Raw genomic sequence first — 26063 nt, 5'->3', positions numbered from 1 at the left:
CGTGCTGCGATGATCGTATTGGGGCTGGACCCCTCGCTGACCTGCACCGGATGGGGGCTGGTCCGGGTGGAGGGCGCGCGCCTGTCGCATATCGCCAACGGGCAATTGCCGACGAGTTCCAAGCTGCCCATTGCCGAGCGTCTGTTGCAGATACAGGACGGCGTCGCCGCCGCCATTGCCGCGTATCACCCCGATGTCGCGGCGGTGGAGGAGGTTTTCGTCAACAAGAACCCGCAATCCACGCTGAAACTCGCGCATGCGCGGGGGTGCGTCCTCGCCGCCTGCGCCGCGGGGCGGGTGCCGGTGTTCGAACATTCGACCCGCATCGTGAAGAAAGCCGTCGTCGGCACCGGCGCCGCGCAGAAGGAACAGGTGCAGGCGATGTTGAAGGTGCTGCTCCCCGGCGTGAAGGTTACAGGCCCCGATGCGGCCGACGCGCTTGCCGTGGCGATCGCGCATGCCCATCTGAAACCGCATGGACAATAGCGCACAGGACCGCGAATGGATGCGGCAGGCCCTCGCCCTCGCCATTCGGGAAAAGGGCACCGATCCCGCCGATACGCCGATTGCGGCGCTGATCGTGCGCGACGGCATGCAAGTCGCGGGCGGGGTGAACCGCACCGTCGAAGGATGCGACCCCACCGCCCATGCCGAGATTACCGCCATGCGCGCGGCGGGGCAGGCATTGGGCGACATGCAGATGCGCGGCGCCACGCTCTACTCCACCTTGCAGCCGTGCGGCATGTGCACCATGGCCAGCATCTGGGCCGGGGTGACGCGGATCGTTTACGGCGCGGGCCGGGACGACGTGCACGACATGTATTTCGAAGACCGGCACCTCTCCACGCTCGATTTCATCGCCGATGCGTACAAGGACGACCTGACCATCACGGGCGGCGTGCTGGCGGACGAATGCGCGCCGCTCTATTTCGGGCCGGACGACGACGTGCCGCAGGACGCACAGGCCAATAAATAGCGCCGGGAAAACGCGGGCGTGCATGTTCCCTTCCCGTTCCGCGTGCGCTAGCGTCCGGCCATGATTGCGAAACTTTCCGGCAGGCTGGACGAAACCGGCATGGACTGGGCCATTATCGACGTGGGCGGGGTGGGCTATCTCGTCCATTGTTCGGCGCGCACATTGTCCACGCTTGGCGAGCGGGGCGAGGGGTGCACCGTGTTCACCGATCTTCAGGTGTCGGAAAACGACATGCGGCTCATCGGCTTTGCCAGCGGGGCGGAGCGGGACTGGTTCCGGTTGTTGACGGCGGTGCAGGGGGTAGGCTCGAAGGTCGCGCTCGCGATCCTGTCGGCACTGGCGACCGACGAATTGCAGCGGGCCTGCGCGCAGCAGGACGCCGCCATGGTGACGCGCGCCAATGGCGTCGGTCCGAAACTGGCCAGCCGCATCGTGAATGAATTGAAGGACAAGGCCGGCGCGCTGCCGCGGCACCGGGCGTATCGGGCGGGGCCGGTGCGGCGCCTGTGGGTGGCGCCAATGCGGATGCGGTATCCGCGCTCGAAAACCTGGGCTTCAAGCCGGCCATCGCGGCGAGCGCGGTCGCCCATGCGGCGGGTGAGCTGGGCGCGGATGCGGGGTTGAACGATCTGGTCCGGGTCGCACTGAAACGGGCGGCGGGGTGATGGCATGAACATGGACGACATGCCGGGCGAAGGTCCGATTCACACGCCCGAACGCCTGCCCGACGATCCCGATGCGGCGCTGCGGCCCAAATCGCTGGCCGAATTCGTGGGGCAGAAGACCGCGCGTGAAAACCTGCGCGTGTTCGTCGAGGCTGCGAAATCGCGCGGCGAGGCGATGGACCACGTGCTGTTCTTCGGTCCGCCGGGCCTTGGCAAGACGACGCTGGCGCAGATCGTGGCAAAGGAACTGGGCGTGGGGTTTCGCGCCACCTCCGGCCCGGTGATTGCGAAATCGGGCGATCTTGCCGCGCTGCTCACCAATCTGGAAGCGGGCGACGTCCTGTTCATCGACGAGATTCACCGCCTCAACCCCGTGGTCGAGGAGGTGCTGTATCCGGCGATGGAGGATCGCGCGCTCGATCTCATCATCGGGGAGGGGCCATCGGCGCGGTCGGTGCGCATCGACCTGCCGCCCTTCACGCTGGTCGGTGCGACCACGCGGCAGGGTCTGCTCACCACGCCGCTGCGCGACCGGTTCGGCATTCCGGTGCGGCTGCAATTCTATACCGTGGAAGAGCTGGAGCGGGTGGTCACGCGGGCGGCGCGGCTGCTCGACCTCGACATCGACCGGGACGGGGCGACCGAGATCGCGCGGCGGGCGCGGGGGACGCCGCGCGTGGCGGGGCGCCTGCTGCGCCGGGTGCGCGATTTCGCCAGCGTCGCGGGGGCAAGGACCGTGACCAAGGCCATCGCCGACGATGCGCTGACCCGGCTGGAGGTGGACCGGCTGGGGCTCGACGCGATGGACCGGCGCTATCTCACCATGATCGCCGACATCTACAAAGGCGGACCGGTCGGGATCGAGACGCTCGCCGCCGGGCTGTCGGAACCGCGCGATACGGTCGAGGAAGTGGTCGAGCCGTACATGATACAGCTCGGCCTGATCGCGCGGACGGCGCGGGGGCGGTGCCTCAACGACCGGGGGTGGCAGCATCTCGGCCTGACGCCGCCGGGCGGGGCGGTGCAGGGCGGATTGTTCGCCGACGCGCCGGAAAGCGAGGGCGGGGCGGAGCCGTAACGCCCGGCCCCGTCGCCGCAATTGGCGTATGCCGGGCCGCTTACATCGGCGTGGGGGCGAGCGCGTCCAGCTCCTCTGGCGAAAGCGTGGTCTGCACGTCCATCTCGCCATCGATGTCCATCCGGGTCAGGCTGTCGAGCGGCACGGCAACCATCCCGCCGTCCCGCTCCACGTTGAGCGCGGTGACCGTGCCCGATGCATCGCGCACCACGCCCTCGACATCGCCGAGATCCTCGCCCGCCGCATCGACGAGATCGGCATCCATCAACTGCATTTCGGTCATGCCGAGTGCGGCTTCCGCGCTCGGGTCGGTCGCGGGGATCGTCGCGGTGTCGGTCGCCATGGTGTCGGCGGGTGCAGCCGCGTTCTGATCCTCGGCATCGTTACCGCCGCATGCGGCAAGCAGGAGCGGCGCGGAGGCAAGGGCGACAATACGTTTCATAGCGGGTTCCTTCACGAAAATTCGCGGACCGGGGTGGCCGCAGTTCGCTCTCTCAATCGCCGGGAATGCGCCTTGTTCCGTGACGCCGTCACGCCGCGGTGCCCATCGCGCGAACGAGGCGGCATCCTGTGAACCACATCGCATGGCGTCCCGCCGCCGGGATCATGTCGCATATCATCCGGTCGAATCCGTCGCGCATGCCGCTCGCCGCGGCCGCGAGCATGTCGGCGAGCAGCGCCTCGTCAAAGCTGAGCATGGGATCGCAGGGGCGGTTGAGTGCGACCGGTTCGGGCCAGTACTGGTCCACTTCCGACAAGAAGCAGTGAAACGGGCGGATCGCCGCCTGCGTGCCGAGGAAGCGCTGCAACCCTTTGTGGCAGTAACATTGCCCGATGCGCGCGACATGCACATAGCGGACGGCGCACACGATCATGGCGCGCAGGGGCGGGATCGCGCGCAAGTCGTATTGCGGCGTGAGCGTCGCCAGGTCAAAGCCCATGACGGACCGCCTTCGCCTGCGTTCCGAATGCCCGGGGCGCGATCGATGGCGGCTGCGTTCGGCGTGCGGCCACTGCCTCGTTCCCACCCATGCCGATCGCCCGGCATACGGACAGGGCACACCGGTCGAGCGGATCGCGGCTGTCCTCCCCCTCTGCCTTCGCGAGAAGCGCGATCAACGCCTTTTCGTCGGGCGAAAAGCTGCGCGAGCAACAGCATTCCGGCCGCAATTCCCGGCCCAGCCTGTCCTCCACCATCTGAAACAGCCCGGCGCAAAGCTGCGCCGCATGGGCGGGGAGCATGAAGCGTCGCGCGGCATCGTGCATGTGGCGGGCGACATCGCCATCGGTGCGGGCGGCACTCCACGAACGGAAAAGCCGGACAAACATGGCCTCGGCAAAGGGACGGGCGGCAATGACGGACGACGGCATGCGATCTCCTATTCATGCTAATGAGAATAGGTTGCATTAGTGGGGCCGGGATGCAAGCGCCTTTATCCGGAAATTGCAGAGCGCTGCACCGCACCACGAAAAAGGGCGGCCCCGAAGGACCGCCCTTTCATCGCAGAGGATTGCGGTGGTCGCGGGTTACGCGGCCAGCTTGCGCAGCACGTAGTGAAGGATGCCGCCGTTGTTGTAATATTCCATTTCGTTGGCGGTATCGATCCGGCACTTCGCAGTGAAGGTGAACGTCTCGCCGGAGGGGCGCGTCACTTCCACGGTCACGTCCTGCGCCGGCGTCAGGCTGTCGAGGCCGAGGATCGTGAAGCTGTCGTCTCCCGTCAGGCCGAGCGACAGGCGCGTGTCGCCGTCCTTGAACTGCAGCGGGAGCACGCCCATGCCGACGAGGTTGGAGCGGTGGATACGCTCGTAGCTTTCGACGATGACCGCACGCACGCCGAGCAGGATCGTGCCCTTCGCGGCCCAGTCGCGCGACGAACCGGTGCCATATTCCTTGCCGCCCACGACGACGAGCGGCGTGCCGTCAGCCTTGTGCTTCATCGCGGCGTCGTAGATCGCCATCTGCTCGCCATTATAGGTGGTCACGCCGCCTTCGACGCCGGGCACCATCTCGTTCTTGATGCGGATATTGGCAAAGGTGCCGCGCATCATCACCTCGTGATTGCCGCGGCGCGAACCGTAGGAGTTGAAGTCCGCCTTCGCGACCTGATGCTCCTTGAGGTAACGGCCCGCGGGGCTGTCTTCCTTGATCGAACCGGCGGGCGAGATGTGGTCGGTCGTGACCGAATCGCCCAGGATCGCCAGCGGCTTCGCATCGCGGATGTCGGCGATGGGGGCAGGCTCCATGCCCATCCCTTCGAAATAGGGCGGGTTCTGCACATAGGTCGACCCGGCGCGCCACGATACGTGTCGGAGCCGGTGACGTCGATCTTCTGCCAATGGTCGTCGCCCTTGTAGACGTCGGCATAGCGGGCCTGGAACATCGTGCGGTCGATCGAGCTGTTCATCAGCTCGGCGACTTCCTGATTGGTGGGCCAGATGTCGCGCAGGAACACGTCGTCGCCCGCCTTGTCGGTGCCGATCGGCGTGGTGGTGATGTCCTCGGTCACCGTGCCCTTCAACGCATAGGCGACGACGAGCGGCGGCGAGGCGAGGAAATTGGCGCGCACGTCGGGCGATACGCGCCCTTCGAAATTGCGATTGCCCGAAAGCACCGATGCCGCGACGATATTGTTGTTGTTGATCGCCGCAGAAATCGGCTCGGCCAGCGGGCCGGAATTGCCGATGCAGGTGGTGCAGCCATAGCCGACGAGATCGAAGCCGATGGCATTGAGATCGTCCTGCAGCCCGGCCTTTTCCAGATAGTCGGTCACGACCTGCGACCCGGGGGCGAGCGAGGTCTTCACCCAGGGCTTGGGCGTCAGGCCCTTTTCATGCGCCTTGCGTGCGACGAGGCAGGCGGCAACCAGGACGCTGGGGTTCGACGTGTTGGTGCAGCTCGTGATGGCGGCGATGACCACGTCGCCATCGCCGATGTCGTGGCCCTTCGTCTCAACATCAACGCGCTCGGGCGCGGCCTTGTTGTAGACGTCGGAAAGATCGGCGTTGAACAGCTCGTCCACCTTGTCGAGCGCGACCTTGTCCTGCGGGCGCTTGGGACCTGCGAGCGAGGGGACGACCTGCCCCATGTCGAGTTCCAGCGTGTCGGAGAACACAGGGTCCGGGTTCGCCGGATCGGCCCACAGCCCCTGTTCGCGGGCATAGGCCTCGACGAGGGCGATGTCCTCCTCTTCGCGGCCGGTCAGGCGCAGATATTCGAGCGTCTTGTCGTCGATGCCGAAGAAGCCGCAGGTCGCGCCATATTCCGGCGCCATGTTGGCGATGGTCGCACGGTCGGCGAGGCTGAGCGAGGCGAGGCCCGGCCCGTAGAATTCGACGAACTTGCCGACGACGCCCTTCGCGCGCAGCATCTGCACGCAGGTAAGGACGAGATCGGTCGCGGTGATGCCCTCGGCCATCTTGCCGGTCAGCTTGAAGCCGACGACTTCGGGAATGAGCATCGAGACCGGCTGGCCGAGCATGGCGGCCTCCGCCTCGATCCCGCCGACGCCCCAGCCCAGCACGCCGAGGCCGTTGATCATGGTGGTGTGCGAATCGGTGCCGACGCAGGTGTCGGGATAGGCGACGGTGACGCCGCTTTCATCCTGGCTCGTCCAGACGCCCTGGCCGATATGTTCGAGGTTCACCTGGTGGCAGATGCCGGTGCCGGGAGGAACCGCCTTGAAATTGTCGAGGCTTTTCGCGCCCCATTTCAGGAAGTCGTAACGCTCGGCATTACGCTGATACTCCATCTCGACATTGTGTTCGAATGCCTTGGGATGGCCGAATTCGTCCACCATGACGGAGTGGTCGATCACGAGGTGCACGGGCACCTGCGGGTTGATCTTGGACGTGTCGCCGCCCAGCGTGCCGATGGCATCGCGCATCGCGGCCAGATCGACGACGCAGGGAACGCCGGTGAAATCCTGCAACAGCACGCGCGCCGGGCGATACTGGATTTCCTGCCCCGTGACCGGGTTCTTCTGCCAGTCGGCGATGGCCTGCGCATGTTCGCGGCCCACGGTGAAGCCCTCATCCTCGAAGCGGAGCATGTTTTCGAGCAGGACTTTGAGCGAGAAGGGCAGGCGCGATACGTCGCCGAGCTGCTCACCCGCCTTGTTCAGCGAATAATAGGCGATCTCGCGCCCGCCGACATTCATCGTCGTGCGGGTCTTCCAGGGTGTCTTTTCCAACGGCTGTCATGGTCGTGTCTTCCCCGTTTTGGCTGTGCGAACGGTGCGGCAGGGATGCCGCCTTCGCAAATGCGGTGATATTTGTATGCGGCGATGGGTCAGAATGGCGCAAACGTCAAGGGATCGGCAGGGCGAACCGGTGCTGGGCCACGACAATATCGCGCACGCGCATGGGCGGATTAAGCATGGCGAAAGCTGTATGAGAGGATATGGAAGGCACGAAGAGCCGGGTGCATGGGCGCCCGACGAAGGAGAGTTGATTTGACCTGCCTGCCGCTGATTTCGAGACATTCGCGCATTTCAGGTTCCCTCGTGGCCGGTGCGCTGGGTGCGCTGGCCCTTGCCGCAGGGGCCGGTGCCGGCGCCGCGCAGGCGCAGGACGCGCAGCGAACCTGGCAGCGAACCCGCGCGCCCCGCGACCTGTTGCCAGCAAAGGGCGACGAGCCGCCGGTTTGCAGGTCCGGCAGATGCCCGACCGCGCACAGGCACGCGACCAGCAGGGGGAGGGCGAGCAGGCGCTCCCCCGCCCGGTGAAGCGTGAGGCGGTCCCCGCCTCGCAGATGGAGTTCGGGTCCGAAGCGGTGGTGCAGGACATTCCGACCGATCATTTCGACGTCGCGCCCGACTGGACCGCGGCGCAGGCGCAGGCGCTGCTCGCCTATGTCCGCAAGCTCGATGCAGAGGGGCTGTTCCCCCGCGATTACGAGCCGGTCATGCTGGAGGCGGCGATCCGTTCGGGCGATGCGCAGATGCTCAACGATACGGCGACGCGCGTGTTCACCTGGGTGGCGCAGGATCTGCGCGACGGGCGGACCGAGATGGATGCGCGCCGCCAATGGTTCGTGGTCGATCCCGATGCCGACCGGCTGCCGATCGCGCCTTTGCTGACCGAGGCGCTGGATACCGGCGACATTGCGGGCGCGCTCGATTCGCTCAAACCCGTGCATCCCGATTATGTCGCGCTGCGCGAGATGCTGGCGAAGACGTTTACGCGGCGCAGAAGGAAAAGCGCGCCCGGATCATGGCGAACATGGATCGTTGGCGCTGGCTGGGCCGGGATCTGGGGCTGGCAGCTATCTGCTGACCAACGTGCGAGTATCAGCTGCGCCTGACGGTCAACGACAAGATCGTGCGCAGCTACGCCGTCGTGGGCGCCCTACCGACCGACCGCCACGCCGCAGCTTGCCCGAAATCGTCGAGGGCGTCATCTTCAACCCCACCTGGACCGTGCCGCAATCCATCGTCGTGGGCGAGGGGCTGGGCGCGCGCCTGTCCAACAATCCCGCGCAGGCCGCGCGCGAAGGTTACAAGGTGAGCAAGACCGAGAGCGGCATGACCATCGTGGTGCAGCAGCCGGGCGAAAACAACGCGCTGGGGCTGATGAAGCTCGACATGCCGAACGAGCATGCGATCTTCCTGCACGACACGCCGTCGAAGCATTTCTTCGCGCAGGACAGGCGCGCGCTTTCGCACGGGTGCATCCGGACCGAACGCGCGCTGGAACTTGCGCTGACGCTGGCGATCGCGGTCGGCGGGCTGGACAAGGACGAGGCCGTCGCCATTTCGGGAAGCGGCGAATATACGAAGGTGCCGCTGGAAAAGCAGTTGCCGGTGTATATCACCTATTTCACCATGGCCCGCGACATCGACGGCAAGATGCGCAGCTTTGACGATATCTATGGCCGCGACGCGCCGGTGCTGGCCAGCATGGCGGCGCCGCGCGTGATGAAGACCGGGCAGCGCGTCACCGACGAGGAAGTCGTGCCGATCGAAGCACCGGGCGCCTGAGCCGACCGGTTGTTGAAGAGAAGGGCGGGGGTGATCATCCGCCCTTGTCGTATCAGCCGAAATCGAGCCGGTCGGCAAAGAGCAGCCGCCCGCCCGACAGATGCCACAGCGCCTCGTTGAAATCGTCGGGCGCCATGGCGAAACACCCGTCAGAGCGGCCAAGCCGCCCCCATTCGGCGACATGGGACGGTTCCGCATACCAGGCCGAGTGCATCACGATATAGCGGCGCAGCGCATTGTCGTTCGTCGGGTCGAGCCCGCCGAGCCGGATCGAGGTGCCATATTTGCCGACATACCATTCATAGGTGATGTAGGCGCCCCGGCTCGTCGCGTTCGATCCCTCGACATTGGAAAACGCGTCGAGCATGCCGTCGTGGTCGGGATCGGACCCCTTGCCATGGGCGACGCGGAAGCTGCGCACCGTGCCGTTTTCCAGGTTGGCGAAATGGAACCGGGGGACCGAACTGTGCACGCCGAAATCGGCGATGCCGGCGATGTCGCTTTTCCACAAGGTCGCGGCATTGCGCTCCACCTCGCGCTTGGCCACGTCGAGGATGGCGCGGTCCCGCGGCGATACCGGCGACGCCTGCGCAAAGGCGCGGTCGCCGCGGCGCCCGGCAGGGTCAGTGCCGCACCCACGCCGAGCCCGGTTTTCAGCAGGGCACGGCGGGGCAGGGCGATGGCGGATGTGTCGTTCATGCGCGGAGGGGTAGCACGCGCGCGTGGCGGGGATATGAACCGCCGCGCGGCCCGCCGCACGGATCATTCGGCCGGGACCGTCTGCGCCCCGTTCGTCGTCGATCCGCCTTGCTTGGCTCCGTCTGCCTTGCCGGCATCGGTGCTGCGCGCTTCGAGTTCCGCCGCCTCGATCTCGGCGGCCTTGGCCTCCACGAGGCTCACGATATGGTCCAGCATGTCGTCCGATTGCACATGGTGGTCGGTCACCCCCGACAGATAGACCATGTGCTTGTTATTGCCGCCGCCGGTGATGCCGATGTCGGTTTCGCGCGCCTCGCCCGGCCCGTTCACGACGCAGCCGAGGACGGAGAGCGAAAGCGGCACCTTGATGTGCTGCAACCGGTCTTCCAGTGCCTCGACCGTGCGGATGACGTCGAAACCCTGCCGCGCGCAGGACGGGCAGGACACGACCCGCACGCCGCGGGTGCGCAGGCCCAGCGCCTTCAGCATTTCGAAGCCGACGCGCACCTCGGTCTCCGGTTCGGCGGAGAGCGACACGCGCAACGTATCGCCGATGCCCGCCCAAAGCAGGTTGCCCATGCCGATCGAGGATTTGACCGTCCCGCCGACGAGCCCGCCCGCCTCGGTAATGCCGAGGTGGAGGGGGCAATCGACCGCATCGGCCAGCCCCTGATACGCTGCGACGGCGAGGAACACGTCGGACGCCTTCACCGCGACCTTGTATTCGTGGAAATCGTGGTCCTGCAACAGCTTGATATGGTCGAGCGCGCTTTCCACCAGAGCCTCGGGACAAGGCTCGCCATATTTTTCGAGCAGGTCGCGTTCGAGCGAGCCTGCATTCACCCCGATCCGGATCGCGCAGCCATTGGCTTTCGCCGCGCGCACGACCTCGGCCACGCGTTCGTCGCTGCCGATATTGCCGGGATTGATGCGAAGACACGCGGCGCCCGCATCGGCCGCCTCGAGCGCGCGCTTGTAATGGAAATGGATGTCGGCGACGATCGGCACCTCTACCTGCGCGGACGATTTCGCCCAGCGCCGCCGTGCTGTCGGTGTCGGGACAGGACACGCGGATGATGTCGGCGCCCGCATCCTCGCACCGGCGGATCTGGTCGATCGTGGCGCCTGCGTCACTGGTGGGCGTGTTGGTCATGGTCTGCACCGTGATCGGGGCATCGCCGCCGACGGGCACGTTTCCGACCATGATCTGCCGGCTCTTGCGGCGCTCTATCGTGCGCCAGGGTCTGATGGAGGACATGGGGCCACCATACAGGCTCTTTGTGACACGGGCAATTCCAGCCGCGGATCATTTCGCGCATTTGGTCGCACGGGGCGGCGGACAGGCTTGCGCAGGGCGGCGCGCTCCTGCCATCAGGGCGCTTCGGCTCGCACTGGAAAGGGACGCAATTGGCTGCATCGCAGGACTATGACGTGGCGGATCCGGATGCCGCGCTGCTGTTCGCGCGCGTGCTCGACGGGAATGGCGGCGGGCGCGTCGTTTCGTGGGAGGAGGCGAATCAATGGCGCCCCGGCCGCGCGGGCGAAATGCTGTGGCTGCATCTGTGCCGCAATGCCGACGGATTGCAGGACTGGCTCGAACACGAATTGCAGATGAGCGAGCCGACGGCCGAATTGCTGGTCAGCGACGATACCCGCCCGCGCGCCCTGCGCGAAGGCAATGCGCTGGTTGCGGTGTTGCGCGGGATCAATTTCAACCCCGGTGCGGAGCCGGAGGACATGATCGCCCTGCAACTATGGTCCGACGGGCGGCGGGTGGTCACCTTGCGCCGCGAACCGCTCCAGACCCCGCGTCAGACTCTGGCCGAGATCGACGCCGGCACGGGGCCGACCGATGCCGGCGCGCTCATCACCAGCGTGACCGAACACATGATTGCGCGGATGAACCACTCCATCCTCGACATGAACGACAATATCGACCGGCTCGAACAGGCGGATCCGGAGGACGACGCGGACGAAATGCTCGACCGGATCGCCGTCATCCGCCGCAATTGCCTCGCGCTGAAACGCCATATGAGCCCGCAGCACGAAGCGCTCGAACGCATCAGCCGCGACGCGCCCCCCTGGTTCGAGGAGCATGACCGCCGCGAGATCGCCGAATCGATCGACCGCCTGCGCCGCTATCTCGAAGATATCGACATATCGAAGGAAAGCGCCGTCGTGCTTCAGGACGACATCCGCGCCCGCGCCGCGGCCAGCGCCGACCGGACGAGCTACCTGCTGACCATCGTGGCGGCGATCTTCCTGCCCTTGAGCTTCGTGACCGGATTGCTCGGCATCAATGTCGGCGGGATGCCGGGGGTCAATGATGGCGATGCGTTCTGGGTCGTGACGGGCCTGTGCTGCGCCATACTGGCGGTGCAGATCGTGCTGTTCTGGCGCTGGAAATGGCTGGGGTGAAACGGGTGCGGCGCGCCCCTCTATCGGGACGCGCCGCACTTCGTGTCGTTCCGCCTCGCGACGGAAGGCTTAGCGCCCGCCGCCCACCGGGGCGATCTCGCCGCAGGCCACCGGCAGGACGTTGAGATAGCCGTTCGTGCCATCGACCTCCCCGGTGGTGCCCGCGCCCGGTCCCTGCGGCACGGTCAGGCCGTGCAACACGATGGCGCGGAAATCGAGCGGCGTGATCTGCTGCGCGGTCGCCCCATCGCCATAGCGGGTCGTGGTGAGGTCGATCGTGCGGTGGTAGTTCACGCGTCCGTCTCCATCAGGATCGACATTGCCGAGCGGGATCAGGATGTCGCCATAGGACGGCACCCCCTCGGCCAGTTCGACGAAGCCGTCGCCATCGCGATCGGCGGCCGTCGTCGGGCACTGCGAATCCACCGCCGTGCCGTTTGCGACCCAGCCGTGAATATGGCCAAGGTGCACGCCGCCCGGTTCCAGTCCTCGCGCATTGATGATGACACGGATAAAGCGGCCATCGGTAAATTGAAGCTGCGCCTTGCCCGTCACGCCGCTATCGTTGAGCGCGCCGAGATCGACGGTGTAGTTGTCAGCCTTTTGCGCGACTGCCGGGCTGGCGGTGGCGGCGATGGCCAGTACGGCGGCGGAAACTATTTTGAATTGCGACCCAAGCATCGGTATTTCTCCTGCGTAATTGCCTGAAAAAAACCGATTTTCCTGCAAAAGGATCCCGACGGATCGTTCGCTGTATCAAAGCGAGACGATGGCTCGACCGCCTCTGTGGTTACAGGCGGCGTTCATAAAGATATTCATCGTCGCGATGATCCCCGACCCAGAAATCGATGTCGGCGATCTTTTGAAAGCCATGGCGGGCGTAAAACCGCTGCGCCGCTTCGTTCTCGCTCCACACCGAAAGCTGGATCGCGTCGCAGCCGCGCGACCGGGCCTCCGCGATGGCCCATTCGGCGAGCACGCGTCCGATCCCCTGGCCCGTGCGGTCGGGCGCGGTGTAGATCTGCCCCAGCGTGATGGGCCGCTGCGCATCGGATTGGCCGGGGTAGCATTCGCCCTCGATAAGCTTGCAATAACCGACCATCTCGTCCCCGGCAAAGGCCAGCCGATGGATCATCGCGGGGTCTGCGATCTCCTCCGCCACCGCATCGCGGGCATAGACCTGTTGCAGGAACGCCGCGAGATCGGCGGGGTCGTAGACATGGCCGAATGCGGCGACGAAACTGTCCCGGCCCAGCGCCGCGAGCGCATCGGTGTCGTCCATCCGGGCGGCACGATAGTGGATGGTCATTGCCAATTCTCCATGCGGGCGGAAAGCCATGCCGCGGCGATGCGTCCCACCTCGGCCAGAACGGCCTCGTCCGCCGGGTCCATGTCCGACTGTATTGCGCCGGTATCGTAATAGGCCGTGATCACGACGGGCGCATGGCCGGCCGTTTGGGCGACCGCGATGTCGATATAATGCGCGCTGGCATCGGGGTAGAGGCTCGTGCCGGTCTTGTCGCCCGCCGTAAAGCCCGCGGGAAGCCCGGCGCGTATCCGCCGCGTGCCCGTGTTCGTCGCCGCCATCCATTCGCGCAAGGTCGCCCGGGACGCGGGGTACAGCACGTCGCCGGTGGCGAGGCGCGCCAGCGTCGCGGCCATGGCGGCAGGGGTCGTGCTGTTCTCCTCAGTGCCGGGGGGGGTGCGGTTCAGTTCCGGCTCGTAAGCGTCGAGCCGGCTGATCCCGTCGCCGATCCCGCGCCAGAACGCGGTCATTGCCGCCGGCCCGCCGAGCCGCCGCAGCAGCAGGTTTGCAGCGGCATTGTCGCTCGTCACGACTGCCGCGCGGGCGAGCACGATGGCGGGCAGGCCGCCCTCGTCCACGTGGCGCGCCGTGACCGGCGACACATGCATCAGCGCGTCGGGCCCATAGGGCAGAATCTCGTCCCCGTCGATCTCACCCCGGTCGATCCGGTGGAGCAGCATCGCCGCCAGCGACAGCTTGAACGAGGAACAATGGGGAAAGCGGCGATCCGCGTTCAGCCCGAAATGCGCCCCGTCGCCGGTGTCGAGCACATACGCGCCGAGCATGCCGCCGGCCTGTCGTTGAAGCGCCGCAAGCCGCGCCGCGCCGTCCGCGCCGGACATCGGCCCGTCCCGCGATGCGGTCTCGTCTGCCCCGCCTCCGTCCAATCCCCCTCCGTCCAACCCGCGTCCGGCCACCCCGCATCCTGAAAGCGTATATCCGGCAAGCAGGCCGAGGCCGCCCAGCGTCTTGCGTCGATCGATGGTCATGGCATGCTCCCTTGTGCCCGTATCGCCCGCCAAACGCTTGCCCCCGCGTCGGCGAACGTGCATCGCGGGGCGAATGCGCCACCGATGCCGTCCCATCGCCGGGCGTTCAAGCGTCATCAATTTCCAAGGACCTTATTTTCATGACCGACGCCACTGCCCGACATCCGCGCTGGAGCCTTGCCCTGCATGGCGGGGCGGGGTCGATGACGCCCGACATCCTCGGCCCGGAGATGCAGGACGCCTATCGCGATGCGCTGGGTACGGCGCTCGATGCCGGGACCGCGGTGCTGCGCCGCGGGGGCAGCGCGCTCGACGCGGTGGAGGCGGCGGTGATGGCGCTGGAGGATGATCCGCTGTTCAATGCGGGGCGCGGGGCGGTGTTTACCTTCGAGGGGAAGAACGAACTCGACGCCGCGATCATGGACGGCGCGACGCTTTCGGCCGGGTCCGCCACGGGATTGCTCCGCACGAAGAACCCGGTGCGCGCCGCCCGCGCCGTCATGGAGGAAACGCTGCACGTGATGCTCGCCAATGATGGCGCGAATCGGTTTGCCGAGGAACAGGGGATCGAGCAGGTCGACCCCGCATATTTCGCGACCGCCGAGCGCCGCCGCCAGTGGGAGGAATTCAGCCAGAAAAAGGACGCCTGGTTCGATACCGATCTCAAATATGGCACGGTGGGCGCGGTGGCGCGCGATGCGGATGGCCATGTCGCCGCGGCGACCAGCACCGGCGGCCTGACCGGGAAACGATGGGGCCGCGTCGGCGATTCGCCGGTGATCGGCGCGGGCACCTATGCCGACGATCGCTCCTGCGCGATTTCGGCGACGGGCACGGGCGAAACCTTCATCGAACTGGCCGCCGGGCATGAAATCGGCGCGCGCATGCGGATGTTGAACGAAACGGTGGAGGAGGCCGTTGCCGCCGTGCTCACGGAACTGGGCGCGAAGGGCGGCAATGGCGGCGTGATCTATGCCGGCGCGGACGGGACGACCGGTTTCGCCTTCAACACGCCGGGCATGTATCGCGCCCGCGCCGATGCGGACGGGATGCGCGAAACGGCGATTTTCGCGGGGGAATAGGCGACGAATCGCGCAGCCGCCGCCTCAGCGGCGGGTAAGCCCTGCGGATAGGTGCCGAGGATGCGCAGATCCTTCGCAAAATATTCGAGTTCCGCGAGCGCGCGATCCACATTCGGTTCGCCGGGCCGCCCGATAATGTCGCAGTAGAACTCGCTCGCGGAAAATCCCGATCCGTTCTGATAGCTTTCCAGCTTGGTCATGTTGACGCCATTGGTCGCGAACCCGCCCAGCGCCTTGTAAAGCGCGGCGGGAATGTTGCGCACTTCGAACTTGAAGGTGGTCATCGCCGGCCCGTCCACCCCGGCGGGGTCGAGCGCATCTTTCGACAGGATGACGAAGCGGGTCATGTTGTCGGCGCCATCCTCGATATTTTCGGCAACGATGGTGAGGCCGTAAAGCTGCGCCGCCAGTTTCGGCGCGATGGCGGCCACGCCGGGATCGCGCGCATCGGCGACGCTGGCCGCCGCGCCCGCCGTGTCCGCATGGTCGAGCGGGACGATATTGCGGCTGCGGAGCCAGCCCCGGCACTGGCCCAGCGCCTGCGGATGGCTCATCGCGGCGCGGAACGGCCCCGGCCCGGTCGCCATCAGCGTATGATGTATCGGCATGAAAAACTCGCCGATGATGGCCAGCCCCGATTCGGGCAGCAGGAAATGAATGTCCGCGACGCGCCCGTTGTGCGAATTTTCGATGGGAATGATTGCGCGCGCCGCCCGCCCCGCAAGCACCGCGTCGATCGCATCGGCAAAGGAAAAATGCGGCATGGGCAGGCATTCGCCGTCGTAAAGCGTGGCGGCGAGGTGGGAATTGGCGCCGGGCGCCCCCTGATACGCCATGGCGCGCGCGGGATCGGCCGAGGCGGCTGCGGTCATCTCCTCCACAAGGGCGAGGGCCGGTGCGGAATAGCTGTGCGTGACGGGAGACGTGTTTTGCGACGTGGTTTCGGACATGGCGCGGTCGATAATGGGCCGGCTCCGCTCTGCCAAGCAATTAGCGGAGGGGCCAAGCGATTGGCGGCGGGGCGTTGGCGCGATCGACGAAGGGCGATGGGGCGGCGAAACGCGAAACCGCAAACCAGCCCTTGCCTTGACGCGGCGCAATAACTAGAGCGTCGCGCAAGCCTTTTGCGCCGGTTCGCCCGGCATGGACCGACGGATTTCACGATGCAAGACAAAAGCAATACGATTGCCGGCTGGGTGCTCTTTGGCGGGGTTGTGGCATTGGGCCTGTCCGCGATCAGCAGCCGGGTGTTCCATGCCGACAATCCGGAGACCGAGGAATTCGGCTATGTGATCGAGGCGGCAGAGGAAGAGGGCGGCGAATCCGGCCCCTCGCTCGCCGTGCTGCTGCAATCCGCCGATCCCGCCGCGGGCGAGGCGGTCTTTGCCAAGTGCACCGCGTGCCACACCATCGCACAGGGCGGGCCGAACGGTATCGGCCCCAACCTGTGGGGCGTGCTGGGCAAGCCGATCGGCAAGCATGCGGCAGGCTTTGCCTATTCCGGCGCGCTTTCGGGCCATGGCGGCGACTGGTCGTTCGAGAACATGGACGACTGGCTCGCCAGCCCGCGCGCCTTTGCCAGCGGCACGAAGATGAGCTTCGCCGGCCTGTCGAAGCCTGAAGATCGCGCCAATGTCATTGCCTATCTGAATTCGATGGGCTCGAACCTGCCGCTTCCCGAGCCCGAGCTTGAGGATGTCGCGGCAAGCGGGGATGAGCCTGTTGCCGATAACGAGGGCGGCGATGCCGACACCCCCGGCGTTTCGGACACGCCCGCAGGGTCGGTAGGCCCCGCGACGAAGGTCGGGGCCGAGGCCGCCGGCGCGATGGCGCAGCCCGCGCTGAAGCCCAGCGGCGGCGACAACTCCACCGGCGAAGTGAACCGCCCGGCGGGTGCGCCCGAATAAGCCACGCTTTCGCGAATCGACGGGAAAAGCCCCGCATCGGTCACGGCCGGTGCGGGGCTTTTTTCACATGTGCCGGCGATTCGCTGGGCCTGCTTTACGCCTCGCCCTTGAAGCCCTTGGCAATGACGTACCATTCCGAGCTGCCCTTGCGGCTGGCGGGGGGCTTGGCATGCTTGACCGTGGTGAAATGCCGTTTCAGCAGGGCGAGCAATTGCGTGTCGGTCCCGCCGGCGAGCACCTTGGCAATGAAATCGCCACCGGGTTCGAGCGTGCGAATCGCGAAATCGACCGCCGTTTCGACAAGGCCCATCGTGCGCAGATGATCGGTCTGCTTGTGCCCGACCGTGTTGGCGGCCATGTCCGACATGACGAGATCGGGCGGCCCGCCCAATGCGCCGGTCAGCGTGGCGGGGGCGTCATCGTCCATGAAATCCATCTTGAAGATGGTGACGCCGGGCAGGGGCTCGACGTCGAGCAGATCGATCCCCACGATTTCCGCCCGGGGGCACACCTGCGTGACGACTTGCGACCACCCGCCCGGCGCGATGCCAAGGTCGACGACGCGGGTCTTGCCCTTCAACAGGCCGAATTTCTCGTCCAGTTCGCGCAGCTTGTAGGCCGCGCGGCTGCGATAGCCGTCGGCGCGCGCCTGTTTGACGTACGGATCGTTCAGATGCCGGGTGAGCCAGCGTGCCGAGGATTCGCTGCGCTTGCGCGAACGCTTGAGTTTCTCGCGGTCCTGTCCGGCGCGGCTCATGATGGAATGTCCTGTATCAAGATCGGGGTCAGAGCGGGCGGGGCGGGCGCGTCGGTTCGTCCTGCGGGGACAGCACGCCTGCCATGAGGCTGCGCAGGATGCCTTCGCGAATGCCGCGATCCGCAACGCCCAGCCGGTCCGCCGGCCAGAGGTCGAGGATCGTTTCGAGAATCGCGCACCCCGCCACCACAAGCTCCGCCCGGTCGCGCCCGATACAGGGCAGTTCCTGCCGCTTTTCGGGCGATGCGGTCGACAGCATGTCGGCAATGTCGCGCATGGCATCGGAAGGCACGATCAGCCCGTCGACCGCGCGCCGGTCATATTGCGGCAATTCGAGATGCAGGCTGGCGAGCGTGGTCACGGTACCGCTCGTGCCGAGAAGGCGGGGCGCCTCGCCATCGGCGCCGCGCGCGCGGAACGGTTGGAGGCGTTGCGAAAATTCGCGAAAACTGTGGTGCACCGCGTGGCGCATCTGCCGATAGCGGGCGAGGCGATCGGCATCGTCCTCGTCCTGCGCGGGCGGGAAGCTTTCCGTGAGCGAAACGACGCCCCACGGCACCGATTGCCAGTCCATGATGCGCGGCACGACATCGCCCGTCTCGATCAGCACGAGCTCGGTCGAGCCGCCGCCGATGTCGAAGATCATCATCGGCCCTTCGCCCTGTTCGAGCAACACGTGGCAGCCCAGCACGGCGAGCCGCGCTTCTTCCTGCGCGCTGATGATGTCGAGCGCGATGCCGGTTTCCTCGCGCACGCGCTCGATGAAGGCGGGGCCGTTCTCCGCACGGCGGCAGGCCTCGGTCGCGACGCTGCGGGCGAGATGGACGTTGCGGCGGCGCAGCTTGTCCGCGCACACGTGCAGCGCGGCCATCGTGCGTTCCATCGCCGCATCGCTCAACCTGCCGGTATGCGCCAGCCCTTCGCCCAGCCGTACCACCCGGCTGAAGGCATCGATCACGACGAAATTCTCGCCCGACGGTCGCGCGATGAGCAGGCGGCAATTATTGGTGCCGAGGTCGATGGCGGCGTAGGCCTGGCGGCGTTGGCCGGGGCGTTTCGGGGCCCCGGCGCCGGCGGGCCATCCATACGCGGTGTTTTGGGGAGGATCACGATCGGCGCGTCTTCGGCCGAAGGGGGGCGCCGGGACGCCGCGTCGACATGTGTTTCCACAGACGCCGGATGACGCGTACGCCGGGCGGATTTTTCGCTTTTCTTTCGGCCGGAAACGCGTCTGGAACGATGCGAGCGCTTTTTTCGCTCTTTTCCCGAATCGGCGGGTGGCTTTGCCGTTTCGGGCGGGCCGCGACGATCCTTTTCCTGCGATGCCGGCGGGGATGTTTCCGCCATGGCGTTACTCTATCAATGTGTTTTCAAGCCGTGACACTGAACCGCCACGGGGAACCTGACGATAAGGATAACCGCACACCGGCAATGTAGCAAGTTTGCAACATGCCGTGTTCCGCGCGAACGGAAATTGGACGCAGGGTCTGTGTCGCACGGGTCATTCGCAGCATGACTCAAATCGCAGGGAAGAAACCCCTTGACCCGCAGAACTCCGCTATTTAGAGGCACCGCTTCCATCGCGGCACGGCCCGATGAATGATGCCCCGTCGTCTAATGGCAAGTTCCCATACGACCGTGCAAAATCAATGACTTAGCTATAAGAACACGCGCGACCTCGACCGCTTTTGCGCTTCAAGTCGCACCGACTTATTGCGCCTCAAGCTGCGCAAGTCGATTTTGATAGTCGTCCAGCTTGGCGTTGATCGTCGGCACATCGATCGCCTGCAATTCATCGTCGATCGTCTGCACCCGCGTTTCGACTTTTTTGACGGCGGTGGCCGCTTCCTTGTTCACGACGGCCACTTGCTGTTGCTGGACGCGAGCCAGGTAGCGCGGATCAATCTTCGCGCGTGGCATCACTCTTCCCCGGCGCCGGCGGGCAGAAATCCACCCCGGCATATCGGTAGCGGCAAAGAATCGGCACAGCCGCGCGCCGGCGCTCCACACCCGATCGCCCCAGCCCTCGATGGCCGCATTGTAATGCGCGTTGGCCACCGGGTCAGACGCGATAGCGTCACTCGGCACTGGCTTCGCCTCCACCGCAGCTTGAAGATCGGCAAGCGGCGGGTATGCGCCCGAGGTTGCGCAACCGCTGGCAAGCAAGAGCATGGGCAGCAGGATCCAGCGTGCCGCCCTTCGGCGCATTGTCGATCGCTTCACGGTTCTTCCTTTCGTTCGCCTCGTTGCGCAGCGCGTCGTCCACCCGCTCACCCGCCGCCGTCTCGCGCGCCGCGCCGGCTTCGACCTCGCGCGCCGTGTCATGCCGTTCGATGACCGCCGCATCGTGCGCGCGCAGCCAGAGCGACCACGCCGCGACCACAGCGATGGCAAGGGTTAGCACCAGGAGAACCGTGCCGAGCGGGCGGCGCACTGCTTCGGGCACGCCCCAACGGGCGAGCACGGCGACGATCCAGCTCATTCCGCCTTGTCCCGCTTGTGCTTCTCGACCGCGCGCACAGCAAAGCCACCCGCCGCCGCCGCTGCCAGCGCACCGAACGTGTCGATCGCGGACGGTTCGTAAATCACTGCCTTCATGGCAAAGCCCACGGCGGCGAGGGCGAATCCCCACCCCATGAACGGACGCCATCCCTTTTCGGCAATCTGGAAAGCCACCGTATCGCAGATGTTCATGCGCCATCCCCCAGCAGACTTTCCAGCATCGAGAGGACCGGGCGGCGGCGCCCATGCACAGGCTTGTAGCTGGGCTTCGCCACATCATAGACCAGCGCGGTGCCATCGCCTGCCCAACGCCCGTCGAAAAACAGCCGCTGCTCCGCCAGGCGTCTAGGTCAGAACCGCAGTCCGGACCCAGTTCATGATGGCCGCTCGCGCGCCTGCCACGTCGCCCGCCATGTAGCGTTTGACCCATTCGGCCCGCTCGATCGCGCCCGTGTTATAGTGGAACGACAGCGCCGCGCCGAGCTGCGCTTCGCTCAATGGCTTGCCTGCAAAGGCGCGCAGGACCGGAGGCAGATAGGTGCGCTCCAATTCGCGAACGAACGCCTGCAAAGCAGCGGCCATCGTTTGCGGATTGTCCTTGTAAAGCTGCACATCGTGCCCGCCTGTTTCGGCGAGGCCGACGCTCCACGTCCACACCCCGACGCTATCCTTGTATGCTTCGAGCACAATGCCTTCATGCCCGATCAGCTCGGCGGCGATGCGCGGCGTAATCTCGGTGCAGCCAGCCCGCGCAGTCGGCACACCGAAACTGTCGAGCAGGTTGTCCAATGCGGGGATCGTGCCGGCCTCGTTGAACACGCCTTGGCGCCCATGCTCCCGCACGGGTCCGAAAATCTGATCGCGAATATCACTCATCGCCTTCATCCTTCTTCTTGCGCTCGAATCCCATGCTGCCGGCGATGCTATCGACCGCGCTTGAAAGCAGCTTCGGCCCCACCTTGCCGATCATCTTGCCGATCACGGCGGGGGCCATCGCGATCGAGAGGGTGAAAAACGCGGCCACTTCGCCGCGCAACGCCATGGTGGCGATCACCGCCATTGCCACGATGCCGACCACCCCGCCGAGGAAGACCGCCCCGGCCAGTTGCGAAAACACCTGCGCCAATGGCCGCTGTTCAAAAAAGGCGAGGCCGACCAACCCGAACCACGATGCCACGATGGGAAGCGCGACGAACCACACGATTTCGTCGACCTGCATCACAAGGCCCGGCACGGCCACGGCCGTTGCCATCAATGCGCCTTGCTTGGCGGATGCCGCCGCGACGCTCACGCCAGCCCCCGGACATTGATGCCCATGAAGGTGATGAGCAGAACGATCGCGGCCATGCCCATGCTTGCGGGCTTCGGTGCCTGGCTCACGGTGAAGATCCACCCCGCACTGGCGATGACCGCCCACGCGAACAGCATCACCACGGTCAGCGCCGGATCGTAGAGGCCCATCGGCATGAAATTGACGGCCACGACAATGCCTGTGCCCGCCAGGCCGAGGAAGATCAGCAGGAGGACCATCACCCAGGCATTCACCCGAAAATCGATCGAATTGCCCTCGCGCCACAGCGCCAGCATGAACACGGCCAGCGCCCGGTTCGGTGCGCCATCGTCCACCGCAAAGGCGCGCTCGCAGCGCATCGCCATGGCCGCGCCGCGCACCGCCGTCACCATGAAGGCCGCAATGATCGGTGAAGCGAACAAAAGCGCCGACGCACCCCAGCTGCGCAAGCCATTCGTCAGCGCCATGACGAGCTCCATCACGCAGCCCCCTGCACCTGGTCGCGCGCTGCACGGCCTTCGGCGGTCAGCCGCCAACCTATGATCGACACACCGGACGGGGATCGCAGCGTTTCGTAAAACGCAAGCGGCAGGTCGACCGGCTCCCCGGTCGGCGATGGCATTTCCGGCGTAATGCCCGGCCCGAAAACCTCCGGCATCGGGACCACATCGCCGACCGCGATGAAATCGCCTGTCATCTTGGACAGTCGCACCCGGCCTTTCTCGCTCAATTCGCTCATTGCTCCTGCCCTCTCGCGGTGGCCTGATATTCGCCCGTAGGCGGCTGCGCCTCGGCATCGCCATTGTTGCGCAGGCGGAAACGCACTTCGTCCGGCGTGCAGCGGACCTGCACGATCTCGAAATCGTCGCCCATCGCCCCGCCGGCGAATGTCACGTCGCCGCGCAGCCGGTTGTGGGCGCCCGTCACCGAAATCGATTGCGGCGCGGACACGCCACCGGCCGGGACCAGGACGCTTGCAAAGTCGATGTCGCGCGCATTCGTAAGCGGCGGGGGCGGGCGCGTGATCGTCCACGCCAGCGCCCCGCTCACCACCCGCGCGGCGAGCGTCATCGACGCACCCGGCGGAATCACCGCGCGCGCGAGGCGATTGTCGAAGCGATTGAACGCCAGCATGGGAAAGCTGCCGGTCTGGAAATTATAGAGCGTGAGCTCCTGCCCGTCCTGCACCCAGTCCGTGGCGACGCTGAACGGCACGGCGCCATTGATCCATGCGTATATATCGCCCGGCGTGTGCGAGCGCAGAACCATCTGATCGCCGATGATCGCGAACGCCGAATTGTTTTGCAGATTGACCGATGGCATCGACTGCTCGGGCTGCGTAGAGCGAAAGCGATTGCCCCGGAACAGCGGGTGAAAATCGCGAACCACGGTCGCCGGCGCCAGCGCAACGCCAGTCAGGCTCTCGCCGCTGCCATCCTCGATGATGACCCGCTCGCCGATCGAGCCGCCATATTGCACCGCGCTGGCAAAATACTTGCCCTCCGCGATGGCGCGTTCGGTGCGATAGCAATGCACCTTGAACCGGCAATCGTGAATGCCCCGCTGCCCGGTGGCGAGCCCCAAGCTGTCGTCGTTGATCCCGAACAGCGTAAGCGGGATATGATCCGAACTGCGGTCGGCCCACGCATGGAGTTCGAGGTCGATCGTGTGCGCATCGGCGGGCGCTGCGACCTGTCCGTTCACCACCGAAAGCGCGGTGGTGTCGACGGTGACGGAACTGTCAACGCTCTTGATCCGGCCCTGCACGTTCGAAAAAATACCAATGCGGCTGTCATACTGGTTTACGTCGACCTGCATGATCGGCGCCTTCTCACCGGGTCGCGCCGATGCGGGCCAGTAATTGCGCGACGGATCGAAATTGAACGCGCCGCCTTGAAGATGCCCGCCCTTCGTGTTGCGGATCGTGCATTGCACGATCGACCCTTCGCCGCCCTTGCCCTCGATGCTGAAATAGCAATTTTCAATGAGGACGTTGCCACGCACGATCAGCTTGCGCACATCGTTGGGGTTGATGGCCTGACCGTTCGTTTCCGCAATGCGGATATTACCGTCGAAAATGCCCGTGCTGCCCGAAGCCAGATAGAAACACTCGCCGCGCCACCCCACGATGCTCGACGTGCCGGTGACGCGCACCTCGCCCTCGTTGAACCCATCGGGCTGCATCTGCACGAATTTGTGGCTCTGGTTGTCCCAGCCATCGCCGGTGACAGGATCGGCAGGCCAGAAGCCCTGGCCGGTGTATTTCGTCGTGGTGTAAAGGTGCATGTCGTGCAGGTGCAGCGCCGCATATTCCGACGGATCGTCGGGCCGCTCCAACTTGCGGACGAGCTGATGCCCGACGCCCCGCCATATTTTCCCGTTCACGACCTGCCATTCGGTGCGTGGATCGCCGCCGTTAAACGTGCGATAGTCCATCGTCGTGCCGCCGCATGTCGAAACGATGGAAATGGGTCGCGTGTGGACGAAATGAATGCCGTCCTGCGCGAACTGATCTTCGGGGTCGGAAACGCGATAAGGTGCCCACGGTTGATAATAGGGCTTCGTCATGGCCATCTGCCCGATACCCACCGCCTCCATGTAGCGGACACCGGCGGCAAGGGCGGGCTGGCAATTGGCGGCAGCAAGCCCCGGACCAATGGCGCCACGCGCGCCCATCTGTTCCGCCGTCAACGCCGAACCATCCCCGCGCAGGCGGAAAATGCGCCCGTTCGCGGTCTGAAAGACAAAGCGCGGGTGCGCCGCGAGCAGGTCCGCGTCGGCCAGATCGTCGGCGACATAGAGCGCCGCACCAATGCCCGGCGTGTCGTGGCCCGACGTGGACACGATATCCGTGCCCGGCGGCACTGACACGCCCCATAAATCGGTCGCAAGGCCCACCGCCATGACATTCCCGCCCGGCTCGCCCTTCGCCCCTCGGAAATCACCGACCTGCAACAGCACGGGATCGCCAAGATAATCGAAACCCGGAAACGCCGACCGGCGACGCTGGCGCGAAGGAATGTCGAAACCCGGTTCGTTCGGCGCAAAGCGGAAACCCCGCCCCGACGTGTCCCGCGCCTCCTGCGCAGCCATGACCGCGTGGTCGAGCGCGGCTTCCAACGCATCGGCGGGCAGGGGCTTGTGCGCGATGATACGGGCCTGCTGCTGCGCGAAGGTCCGACGTTCGACATGCCAGATCGTGTCATCCGGCCATACGCCGGTGGCCGTAATTGTCGCCGCGCCCGCCGCGCCATCGCCCGAAATGACATAATCGCGCCCGGCGCTCAGCTTGCGGGGCAAGCCGGTCGCATCGTCCTCGCGCGTCACGATCAGGTCGGACGCGGCCTTGAACACGAGGCCCGAAAGCGATTCCGGCGCCATCGCCCCGCCGGGCCTGTAGCTATGTGATACGCGGTCGCTCGCGACGGTCATGACAAACCCCTTCGCGGCGCGCAGCAATGCGCACCGCCGGATGAAGGGATCGGAAAACCGGCGAAGCCAACGCCCTACGCCTGTTGTCCACTATGGTCAATATGCAGGCGCGGCTTTATCGTGGACCTTATGTGTGAGGCGCCTAGCGACTACAGAAATCATCAAGCTTTTTGTCCCACGCAGCCGCATCATCGCTGCTCCAACGATAATCGGTAAGGCCTTCGATAACGGATCGCGCCAATTTTTCGGCATTCACCGAAATTTGTCCCTTGTAGGAAATATGTTGCTCCGTTGTCGAGGGGCTTGTCCGCGCTCGCACGGGCCTCTATATCCGTATCAGACCCGGTCCGGTCCGTGGCGGTAGAATACGCCCCGGACTTCCCCCCGCCATCGCGCGGGATTACCGGACCGGGTCCACGCATCGATCCCCCATCGCCATCAATCGCCATGGCCTCAAGCGTGTAGATGCGATTGGCTTCCACGGCGCTCCGGGTTTCCTTGACGAGCAAAGCCACGCCGACCTGCCGATCTTCAAACCGCATCGGCGCCATGAAAATCCGGATCGCGGCAATATCGTGCTTTTCGCGCGGTCGCCCGGCTTCGAGCGCCTTTATGTCGGCGCCGCTGTGAATCTCGCGGGCGCCGGCAATGAGGTGGTCCAGGTTCGCCACGGCTTGGAAATGCGCCAGGCGCGATACGGATTTCTCAACCGCGCTGCCATGCGTCAGCTTCTTGATGTTGCCTTTCGACACCCGCATTTCGATGGTGCCATCGGCATCGGTCAGCGGCTTGTCGAGAAATTCGCGGCGCGCGATTTCTGAAGCTTCCTGCGCATTGCGAGCCATTCGCGGCGTTTCAATCGGCGCCATGTCTGCCGATTGCCGCAGCGCCGCGCGAAGGGCTGCGCCGCGCGCTTCGCGTTCCATGCGCGCATCATGCGCCAGGCTGTCGGCCTGCGCCCGTGCATCCGCCCCATCGCT

The 26063-nt window shown here is 65.7% G+C and carries 27 protein-coding genes and 3 pseudogenes; 9 read left to right on the top strand and 21 right to left on the bottom strand.

From position 1 onward, the window contains the following. Positions 1–9: 9 nt before the first annotated feature. The 4 genes and pseudogenes from ruvC to ruvB all read left to right on the top strand — a co-directional run bounded on the left by ruvC (position 10) and on the right by ruvB (position 2719). On the top strand, positions 10–486 hold the full coding sequence (gene ruvC, locus JD971_RS05070) for a crossover junction endodeoxyribonuclease RuvC (RefSeq protein ID WP_202086407.1): 477 nt from the start codon (positions 10–12) through the stop codon (positions 484–486). Continuing rightward, on the top strand, positions 476–976 hold the full coding sequence (locus JD971_RS05065) for a nucleoside deaminase (RefSeq protein ID WP_236672275.1): 501 nt from the start codon (positions 476–478) through the stop codon (positions 974–976). Before ruvC ends, JD971_RS05065 begins: the two co-directional genes overlap by 11 nt. Positions 977–1036: 60 nt before the next feature. After that, positions 1037–1641 (top strand): annotated as a pseudogene (gene ruvA / locus JD971_RS05060) (Holliday junction branch migration protein RuvA). Positions 1642–1651: 10 nt separating this feature from the next. Continuing rightward, positions 1652–2719 carry a Holliday junction branch migration DNA helicase RuvB gene (gene ruvB, locus JD971_RS05055; protein WP_236672371.1) on the top strand — a complete coding sequence of 356 codons (1068 nt, stop codon included), beginning with the start codon at positions 1652–1654 and terminating at the stop codon, positions 2717–2719. 40 nt (positions 2720–2759) lie between these two features. Here the strand turns inward: ruvB and JD971_RS05050 are convergent, their stop codons facing one another. The 4 genes and pseudogenes from JD971_RS05050 to acnA all read right to left on the bottom strand — a co-directional run bounded on the left by JD971_RS05050 (position 2760) and on the right by acnA (position 6922). Further along, positions 2760–3161, bottom strand: a complete 402-nt coding sequence (locus tag JD971_RS05050; protein ID WP_202086406.1) for a PRC-barrel domain containing protein — start codon at positions 3159–3161, stop codon at positions 2760–2762. Positions 3162–3249: 88 nt separating this feature from the next. Continuing rightward, a complete protein-coding gene (locus tag JD971_RS05045) occupies positions 3250–3660 on the bottom strand; it encodes a hypothetical protein (RefSeq protein ID WP_202086405.1) in 411 nt (136 codons plus the stop codon). Beyond that, positions 3650–4090 carry a hypothetical protein gene (locus JD971_RS05040; RefSeq protein WP_202086403.1) on the bottom strand — a complete coding sequence of 147 codons (441 nt, stop codon included), beginning with the start codon at positions 4088–4090 and terminating at the stop codon, positions 3650–3652. Before JD971_RS05040 ends, JD971_RS05045 begins: the two co-directional genes overlap by 11 nt. 156 nt (positions 4091–4246) lie before the next feature. Next, positions 4247–6922, bottom strand: a pseudogene (gene acnA / locus JD971_RS05035) (aconitate hydratase AcnA). A 457-nt stretch (positions 6923–7379) separates the two neighbouring features. Here acnA and JD971_RS05030 point away from each other — a divergent pair. Continuing rightward, positions 7380–8024 (top strand): hypothetical protein, encoded by a 645-nt coding sequence (locus tag JD971_RS05030; RefSeq protein WP_202086401.1) that lies wholly within the window; start codon positions 7380–7382, stop codon positions 8022–8024. Positions 8025–8094: 70 nt separating this feature from the next. After that, complete coding sequence (locus JD971_RS05025; RefSeq protein ID WP_202086399.1) at positions 8095–8700, top strand: L,D-transpeptidase family protein; 606 nt, start codon at positions 8095–8097, stop codon at positions 8698–8700. Between the two features lie 52 nt (positions 8701–8752). Here the strand turns inward: JD971_RS05025 and JD971_RS05020 are convergent, their stop codons facing one another. Continuing rightward, a complete protein-coding gene (locus JD971_RS05020; RefSeq protein ID WP_371809714.1) occupies positions 8753–9247 on the bottom strand; it encodes a murein L,D-transpeptidase catalytic domain-containing protein in 495 nt (164 codons plus the stop codon). Between the two features lie 215 nt (positions 9248–9462). After that, positions 9463–10657 (bottom strand): annotated as a pseudogene (gene ispG / locus JD971_RS05015) (flavodoxin-dependent (E)-4-hydroxy-3-methylbut-2-enyl-diphosphate synthase). 149 nt (positions 10658–10806) lie between these two features. On the opposite strand from ispG, the gene JD971_RS05010 reads away from it, so the two are divergent. Then, entirely contained in the window at positions 10807–11817 is a 1011-nt protein-coding gene (locus JD971_RS05010; protein ID WP_236672274.1) for a zinc transporter ZntB, read from the top strand. A gap of 69 nt (positions 11818–11886) precedes the next feature. On the opposite strand, the gene JD971_RS05005 is transcribed toward JD971_RS05010, so the two are convergent. The 3 genes from JD971_RS05005 to bla all read right to left on the bottom strand — a co-directional run bounded on the left by JD971_RS05005 (position 11887) and on the right by bla (position 14112). After that, positions 11887–12498, bottom strand: a complete 612-nt coding sequence (locus tag JD971_RS05005; protein WP_202086398.1) for a hypothetical protein — start codon at positions 12496–12498, stop codon at positions 11887–11889. A gap of 109 nt (positions 12499–12607) precedes the next feature. Continuing rightward, positions 12608–13126, bottom strand: a complete 519-nt coding sequence (locus JD971_RS05000; RefSeq protein WP_202086397.1) for a GNAT family N-acetyltransferase — start codon at positions 13124–13126, stop codon at positions 12608–12610. Continuing rightward, positions 13123–14112, bottom strand: a complete 990-nt coding sequence (gene bla, locus JD971_RS04995) for a class A beta-lactamase (protein ID WP_202086395.1) — start codon at positions 14110–14112, stop codon at positions 13123–13125. Before bla ends, JD971_RS05000 begins: the two co-directional genes overlap by 4 nt. A gap of 140 nt (positions 14113–14252) precedes the next feature. Here bla and JD971_RS04990 point away from each other — a divergent pair, with 140 nt between their 5' ends. Beyond that, a complete protein-coding gene (locus JD971_RS04990) occupies positions 14253–15194 on the top strand; it encodes an isoaspartyl peptidase/L-asparaginase family protein (RefSeq protein ID WP_202086393.1) in 942 nt (313 codons plus the stop codon). Here JD971_RS04990 and JD971_RS04985 read toward each other — a convergent pair. Then, positions 15083–16144: a prephenate dehydratase gene (locus tag JD971_RS04985; protein WP_202086391.1), complete on the bottom strand. Its 1062-nt coding sequence runs from the start codon at positions 16142–16144 to the stop codon at positions 15083–15085. The two genes, JD971_RS04990 and JD971_RS04985, sit on opposite strands and share 112 nt — an antisense overlap. Positions 16145–16357: 213 nt before the next feature. Between JD971_RS04985 and JD971_RS04980 the strand changes: the two genes are divergently transcribed. After that, positions 16358–17101 carry a cytochrome c family protein gene (locus JD971_RS04980; protein WP_202086389.1) on the top strand — a complete coding sequence of 248 codons (744 nt, stop codon included), beginning with the start codon at positions 16358–16360 and terminating at the stop codon, positions 17099–17101. A gap of 94 nt (positions 17102–17195) precedes the next feature. Here the strand turns inward: JD971_RS04980 and JD971_RS04975 are convergent, their stop codons facing one another. The 11 genes from JD971_RS04975 to JD971_RS04925 all read right to left on the bottom strand — a co-directional run bounded on the left by JD971_RS04975 (position 17196) and on the right by JD971_RS04925 (position 25928). After that, positions 17196–17858 (bottom strand): RlmE family RNA methyltransferase, encoded by a 663-nt coding sequence (locus JD971_RS04975; protein WP_202086387.1) that lies wholly within the window; start codon positions 17856–17858, stop codon positions 17196–17198. Between the two features lie 28 nt (positions 17859–17886). After that, on the bottom strand, positions 17887–18879 hold the full coding sequence (locus JD971_RS04970) for a Ppx/GppA phosphatase family protein (protein WP_236672370.1): 993 nt from the start codon (positions 18877–18879) through the stop codon (positions 17887–17889). A 689-nt stretch (positions 18880–19568) separates the two neighbouring features. Continuing rightward, positions 19569–19916: a hypothetical protein gene (locus JD971_RS04965; protein WP_202086385.1), complete on the bottom strand. Its 348-nt coding sequence runs from the start codon at positions 19914–19916 to the stop codon at positions 19569–19571. Between the two features lie 19 nt (positions 19917–19935). Beyond that, positions 19936–20340 (bottom strand): hypothetical protein, encoded by a 405-nt coding sequence (locus JD971_RS04960; protein WP_202086383.1) that lies wholly within the window; start codon positions 20338–20340, stop codon positions 19936–19938. Beyond that, positions 20337–20552 carry a hypothetical protein gene (locus JD971_RS04955; protein ID WP_202086382.1) on the bottom strand — a complete coding sequence of 72 codons (216 nt, stop codon included), beginning with the start codon at positions 20550–20552 and terminating at the stop codon, positions 20337–20339. Before JD971_RS04955 ends, JD971_RS04960 begins: the two co-directional genes overlap by 4 nt. Before the next feature lie 153 nt (positions 20553–20705). Beyond that, complete coding sequence (locus JD971_RS04950; RefSeq protein WP_202086381.1) at positions 20706–21236, bottom strand: lysozyme; 531 nt, start codon at positions 21234–21236, stop codon at positions 20706–20708. Next, on the bottom strand, positions 21229–21612 hold the full coding sequence (locus JD971_RS04945; RefSeq protein WP_202086380.1) for a hypothetical protein: 384 nt from the start codon (positions 21610–21612) through the stop codon (positions 21229–21231). Before JD971_RS04945 ends, JD971_RS04950 begins: the two co-directional genes overlap by 8 nt. Before the next feature lie 35 nt (positions 21613–21647). Further along, complete coding sequence (locus JD971_RS04940; protein WP_202086378.1) at positions 21648–22118, bottom strand: hypothetical protein; 471 nt, start codon at positions 22116–22118, stop codon at positions 21648–21650. 11 nt (positions 22119–22129) lie between these two features. Further along, positions 22130–22390, bottom strand: coding sequence for a hypothetical protein (locus JD971_RS04935; protein ID WP_202086376.1), 261 nt, complete (start codon positions 22388–22390; stop codon positions 22130–22132). After that, positions 22387–25083: a hypothetical protein gene (locus tag JD971_RS04930; RefSeq protein ID WP_202086375.1), complete on the bottom strand. Its 2697-nt coding sequence runs from the start codon at positions 25081–25083 to the stop codon at positions 22387–22389. Before JD971_RS04930 ends, JD971_RS04935 begins: the two co-directional genes overlap by 4 nt. 188 nt (positions 25084–25271) lie before the next feature. Continuing rightward, on the bottom strand, positions 25272–25928 hold the full coding sequence (locus tag JD971_RS04925) for a hypothetical protein (protein ID WP_236672369.1): 657 nt from the start codon (positions 25926–25928) through the stop codon (positions 25272–25274). Between the last annotated feature and the right edge of the window lie 135 nt (positions 25929–26063).

This window comes from Croceicoccus sp. YJ47 (genome assembly GCF_016745095.1).
Classification (GTDB): Bacteria; Pseudomonadota; Alphaproteobacteria; order Sphingomonadales; family Sphingomonadaceae; genus Croceicoccus.
This window is presented reverse-complemented; position numbering and strand designations above follow the sequence as displayed.

Excerpts from the sequence above, each read along its gene's own strand:
- ruvC (WP_202086407.1), top strand. The coding sequence starts at position 10 with ATGATCGTATTGGGGCTGGACCCCTCGCTGACCTGCACCGGATGGGGG.
- JD971_RS05065 (WP_236672275.1), top strand. The coding sequence starts at position 476 with ATGGACAATAGCGCACAGGACCGCGAATGGATGCGGCAGGCCCTCGCC.
- ruvB (WP_236672371.1), top strand. The coding sequence starts at position 1,652 with ATGGACGACATGCCGGGCGAAGGTCCGATTCACACGCCCGAACGCCTG.
- JD971_RS05050 (WP_202086406.1), bottom strand. The coding sequence starts at position 3,161 with ATGAAACGTATTGTCGCCCTTGCCTCCGCGCCGCTCCTGCTTGCCGCA.
- JD971_RS05045 (WP_202086405.1), bottom strand. The coding sequence starts at position 3,660 with ATGGGCTTTGACCTGGCGACGCTCACGCCGCAATACGACTTGCGCGCG.
- JD971_RS05040 (WP_202086403.1), bottom strand. The coding sequence starts at position 4,090 with ATGCCGTCGTCCGTCATTGCCGCCCGTCCCTTTGCCGAGGCCATGTTT.
- JD971_RS05030 (WP_202086401.1), top strand. The coding sequence starts at position 7,380 with ATGCCCGACCGCGCACAGGCACGCGACCAGCAGGGGGAGGGCGAGCAG.
- JD971_RS05005 (WP_202086398.1), bottom strand. The coding sequence starts at position 12,498 with ATGCTTGGGTCGCAATTCAAAATAGTTTCCGCCGCCGTACTGGCCATC.
- JD971_RS05000 (WP_202086397.1), bottom strand. The coding sequence starts at position 13,126 with ATGACCATCCACTATCGTGCCGCCCGGATGGACGACACCGATGCGCTC.
- bla (WP_202086395.1), bottom strand. The coding sequence starts at position 14,112 with ATGACCATCGATCGACGCAAGACGCTGGGCGGCCTCGGCCTGCTTGCC.
- JD971_RS04990 (WP_202086393.1), top strand. The coding sequence starts at position 14,253 with ATGACCGACGCCACTGCCCGACATCCGCGCTGGAGCCTTGCCCTGCAT.
- JD971_RS04985 (WP_202086391.1), bottom strand. The coding sequence starts at position 16,144 with ATGTCCGAAACCACGTCGCAAAACACGTCTCCCGTCACGCACAGCTAT.
- JD971_RS04980 (WP_202086389.1), top strand. The coding sequence starts at position 16,358 with ATGCAAGACAAAAGCAATACGATTGCCGGCTGGGTGCTCTTTGGCGGG.
- JD971_RS04975 (WP_202086387.1), bottom strand. The coding sequence starts at position 17,858 with ATGAGCCGCGCCGGACAGGACCGCGAGAAACTCAAGCGTTCGCGCAAG.
- JD971_RS04960 (WP_202086383.1), bottom strand. The coding sequence starts at position 20,340 with ATGAGCTGGATCGTCGCCGTGCTCGCCCGTTGGGGCGTGCCCGAAGCA.
- JD971_RS04955 (WP_202086382.1), bottom strand. The coding sequence starts at position 20,552 with ATGAACATCTGCGATACGGTGGCTTTCCAGATTGCCGAAAAGGGATGG.
- JD971_RS04950 (WP_202086381.1), bottom strand. The coding sequence starts at position 21,236 with ATGAGTGATATTCGCGATCAGATTTTCGGACCCGTGCGGGAGCATGGG.
- JD971_RS04945 (WP_202086380.1), bottom strand. The coding sequence starts at position 21,612 with ATGGCAACGGCCGTGGCCGTGCCGGGCCTTGTGATGCAGGTCGACGAA.
- JD971_RS04940 (WP_202086378.1), bottom strand. The coding sequence starts at position 22,118 with ATGGCGCTGACGAATGGCTTGCGCAGCTGGGGTGCGTCGGCGCTTTTG.
- JD971_RS04935 (WP_202086376.1), bottom strand. The coding sequence starts at position 22,390 with ATGAGCGAATTGAGCGAGAAAGGCCGGGTGCGACTGTCCAAGATGACA.
- JD971_RS04930 (WP_202086375.1), bottom strand. The coding sequence starts at position 25,083 with ATGACCGTCGCGAGCGACCGCGTATCACATAGCTACAGGCCCGGCGGG.
- JD971_RS04925 (WP_236672369.1), bottom strand. The coding sequence starts at position 25,928 with ATGGCTCGCAATGCGCAGGAAGCTTCAGAAATCGCGCGCCGCGAATTT.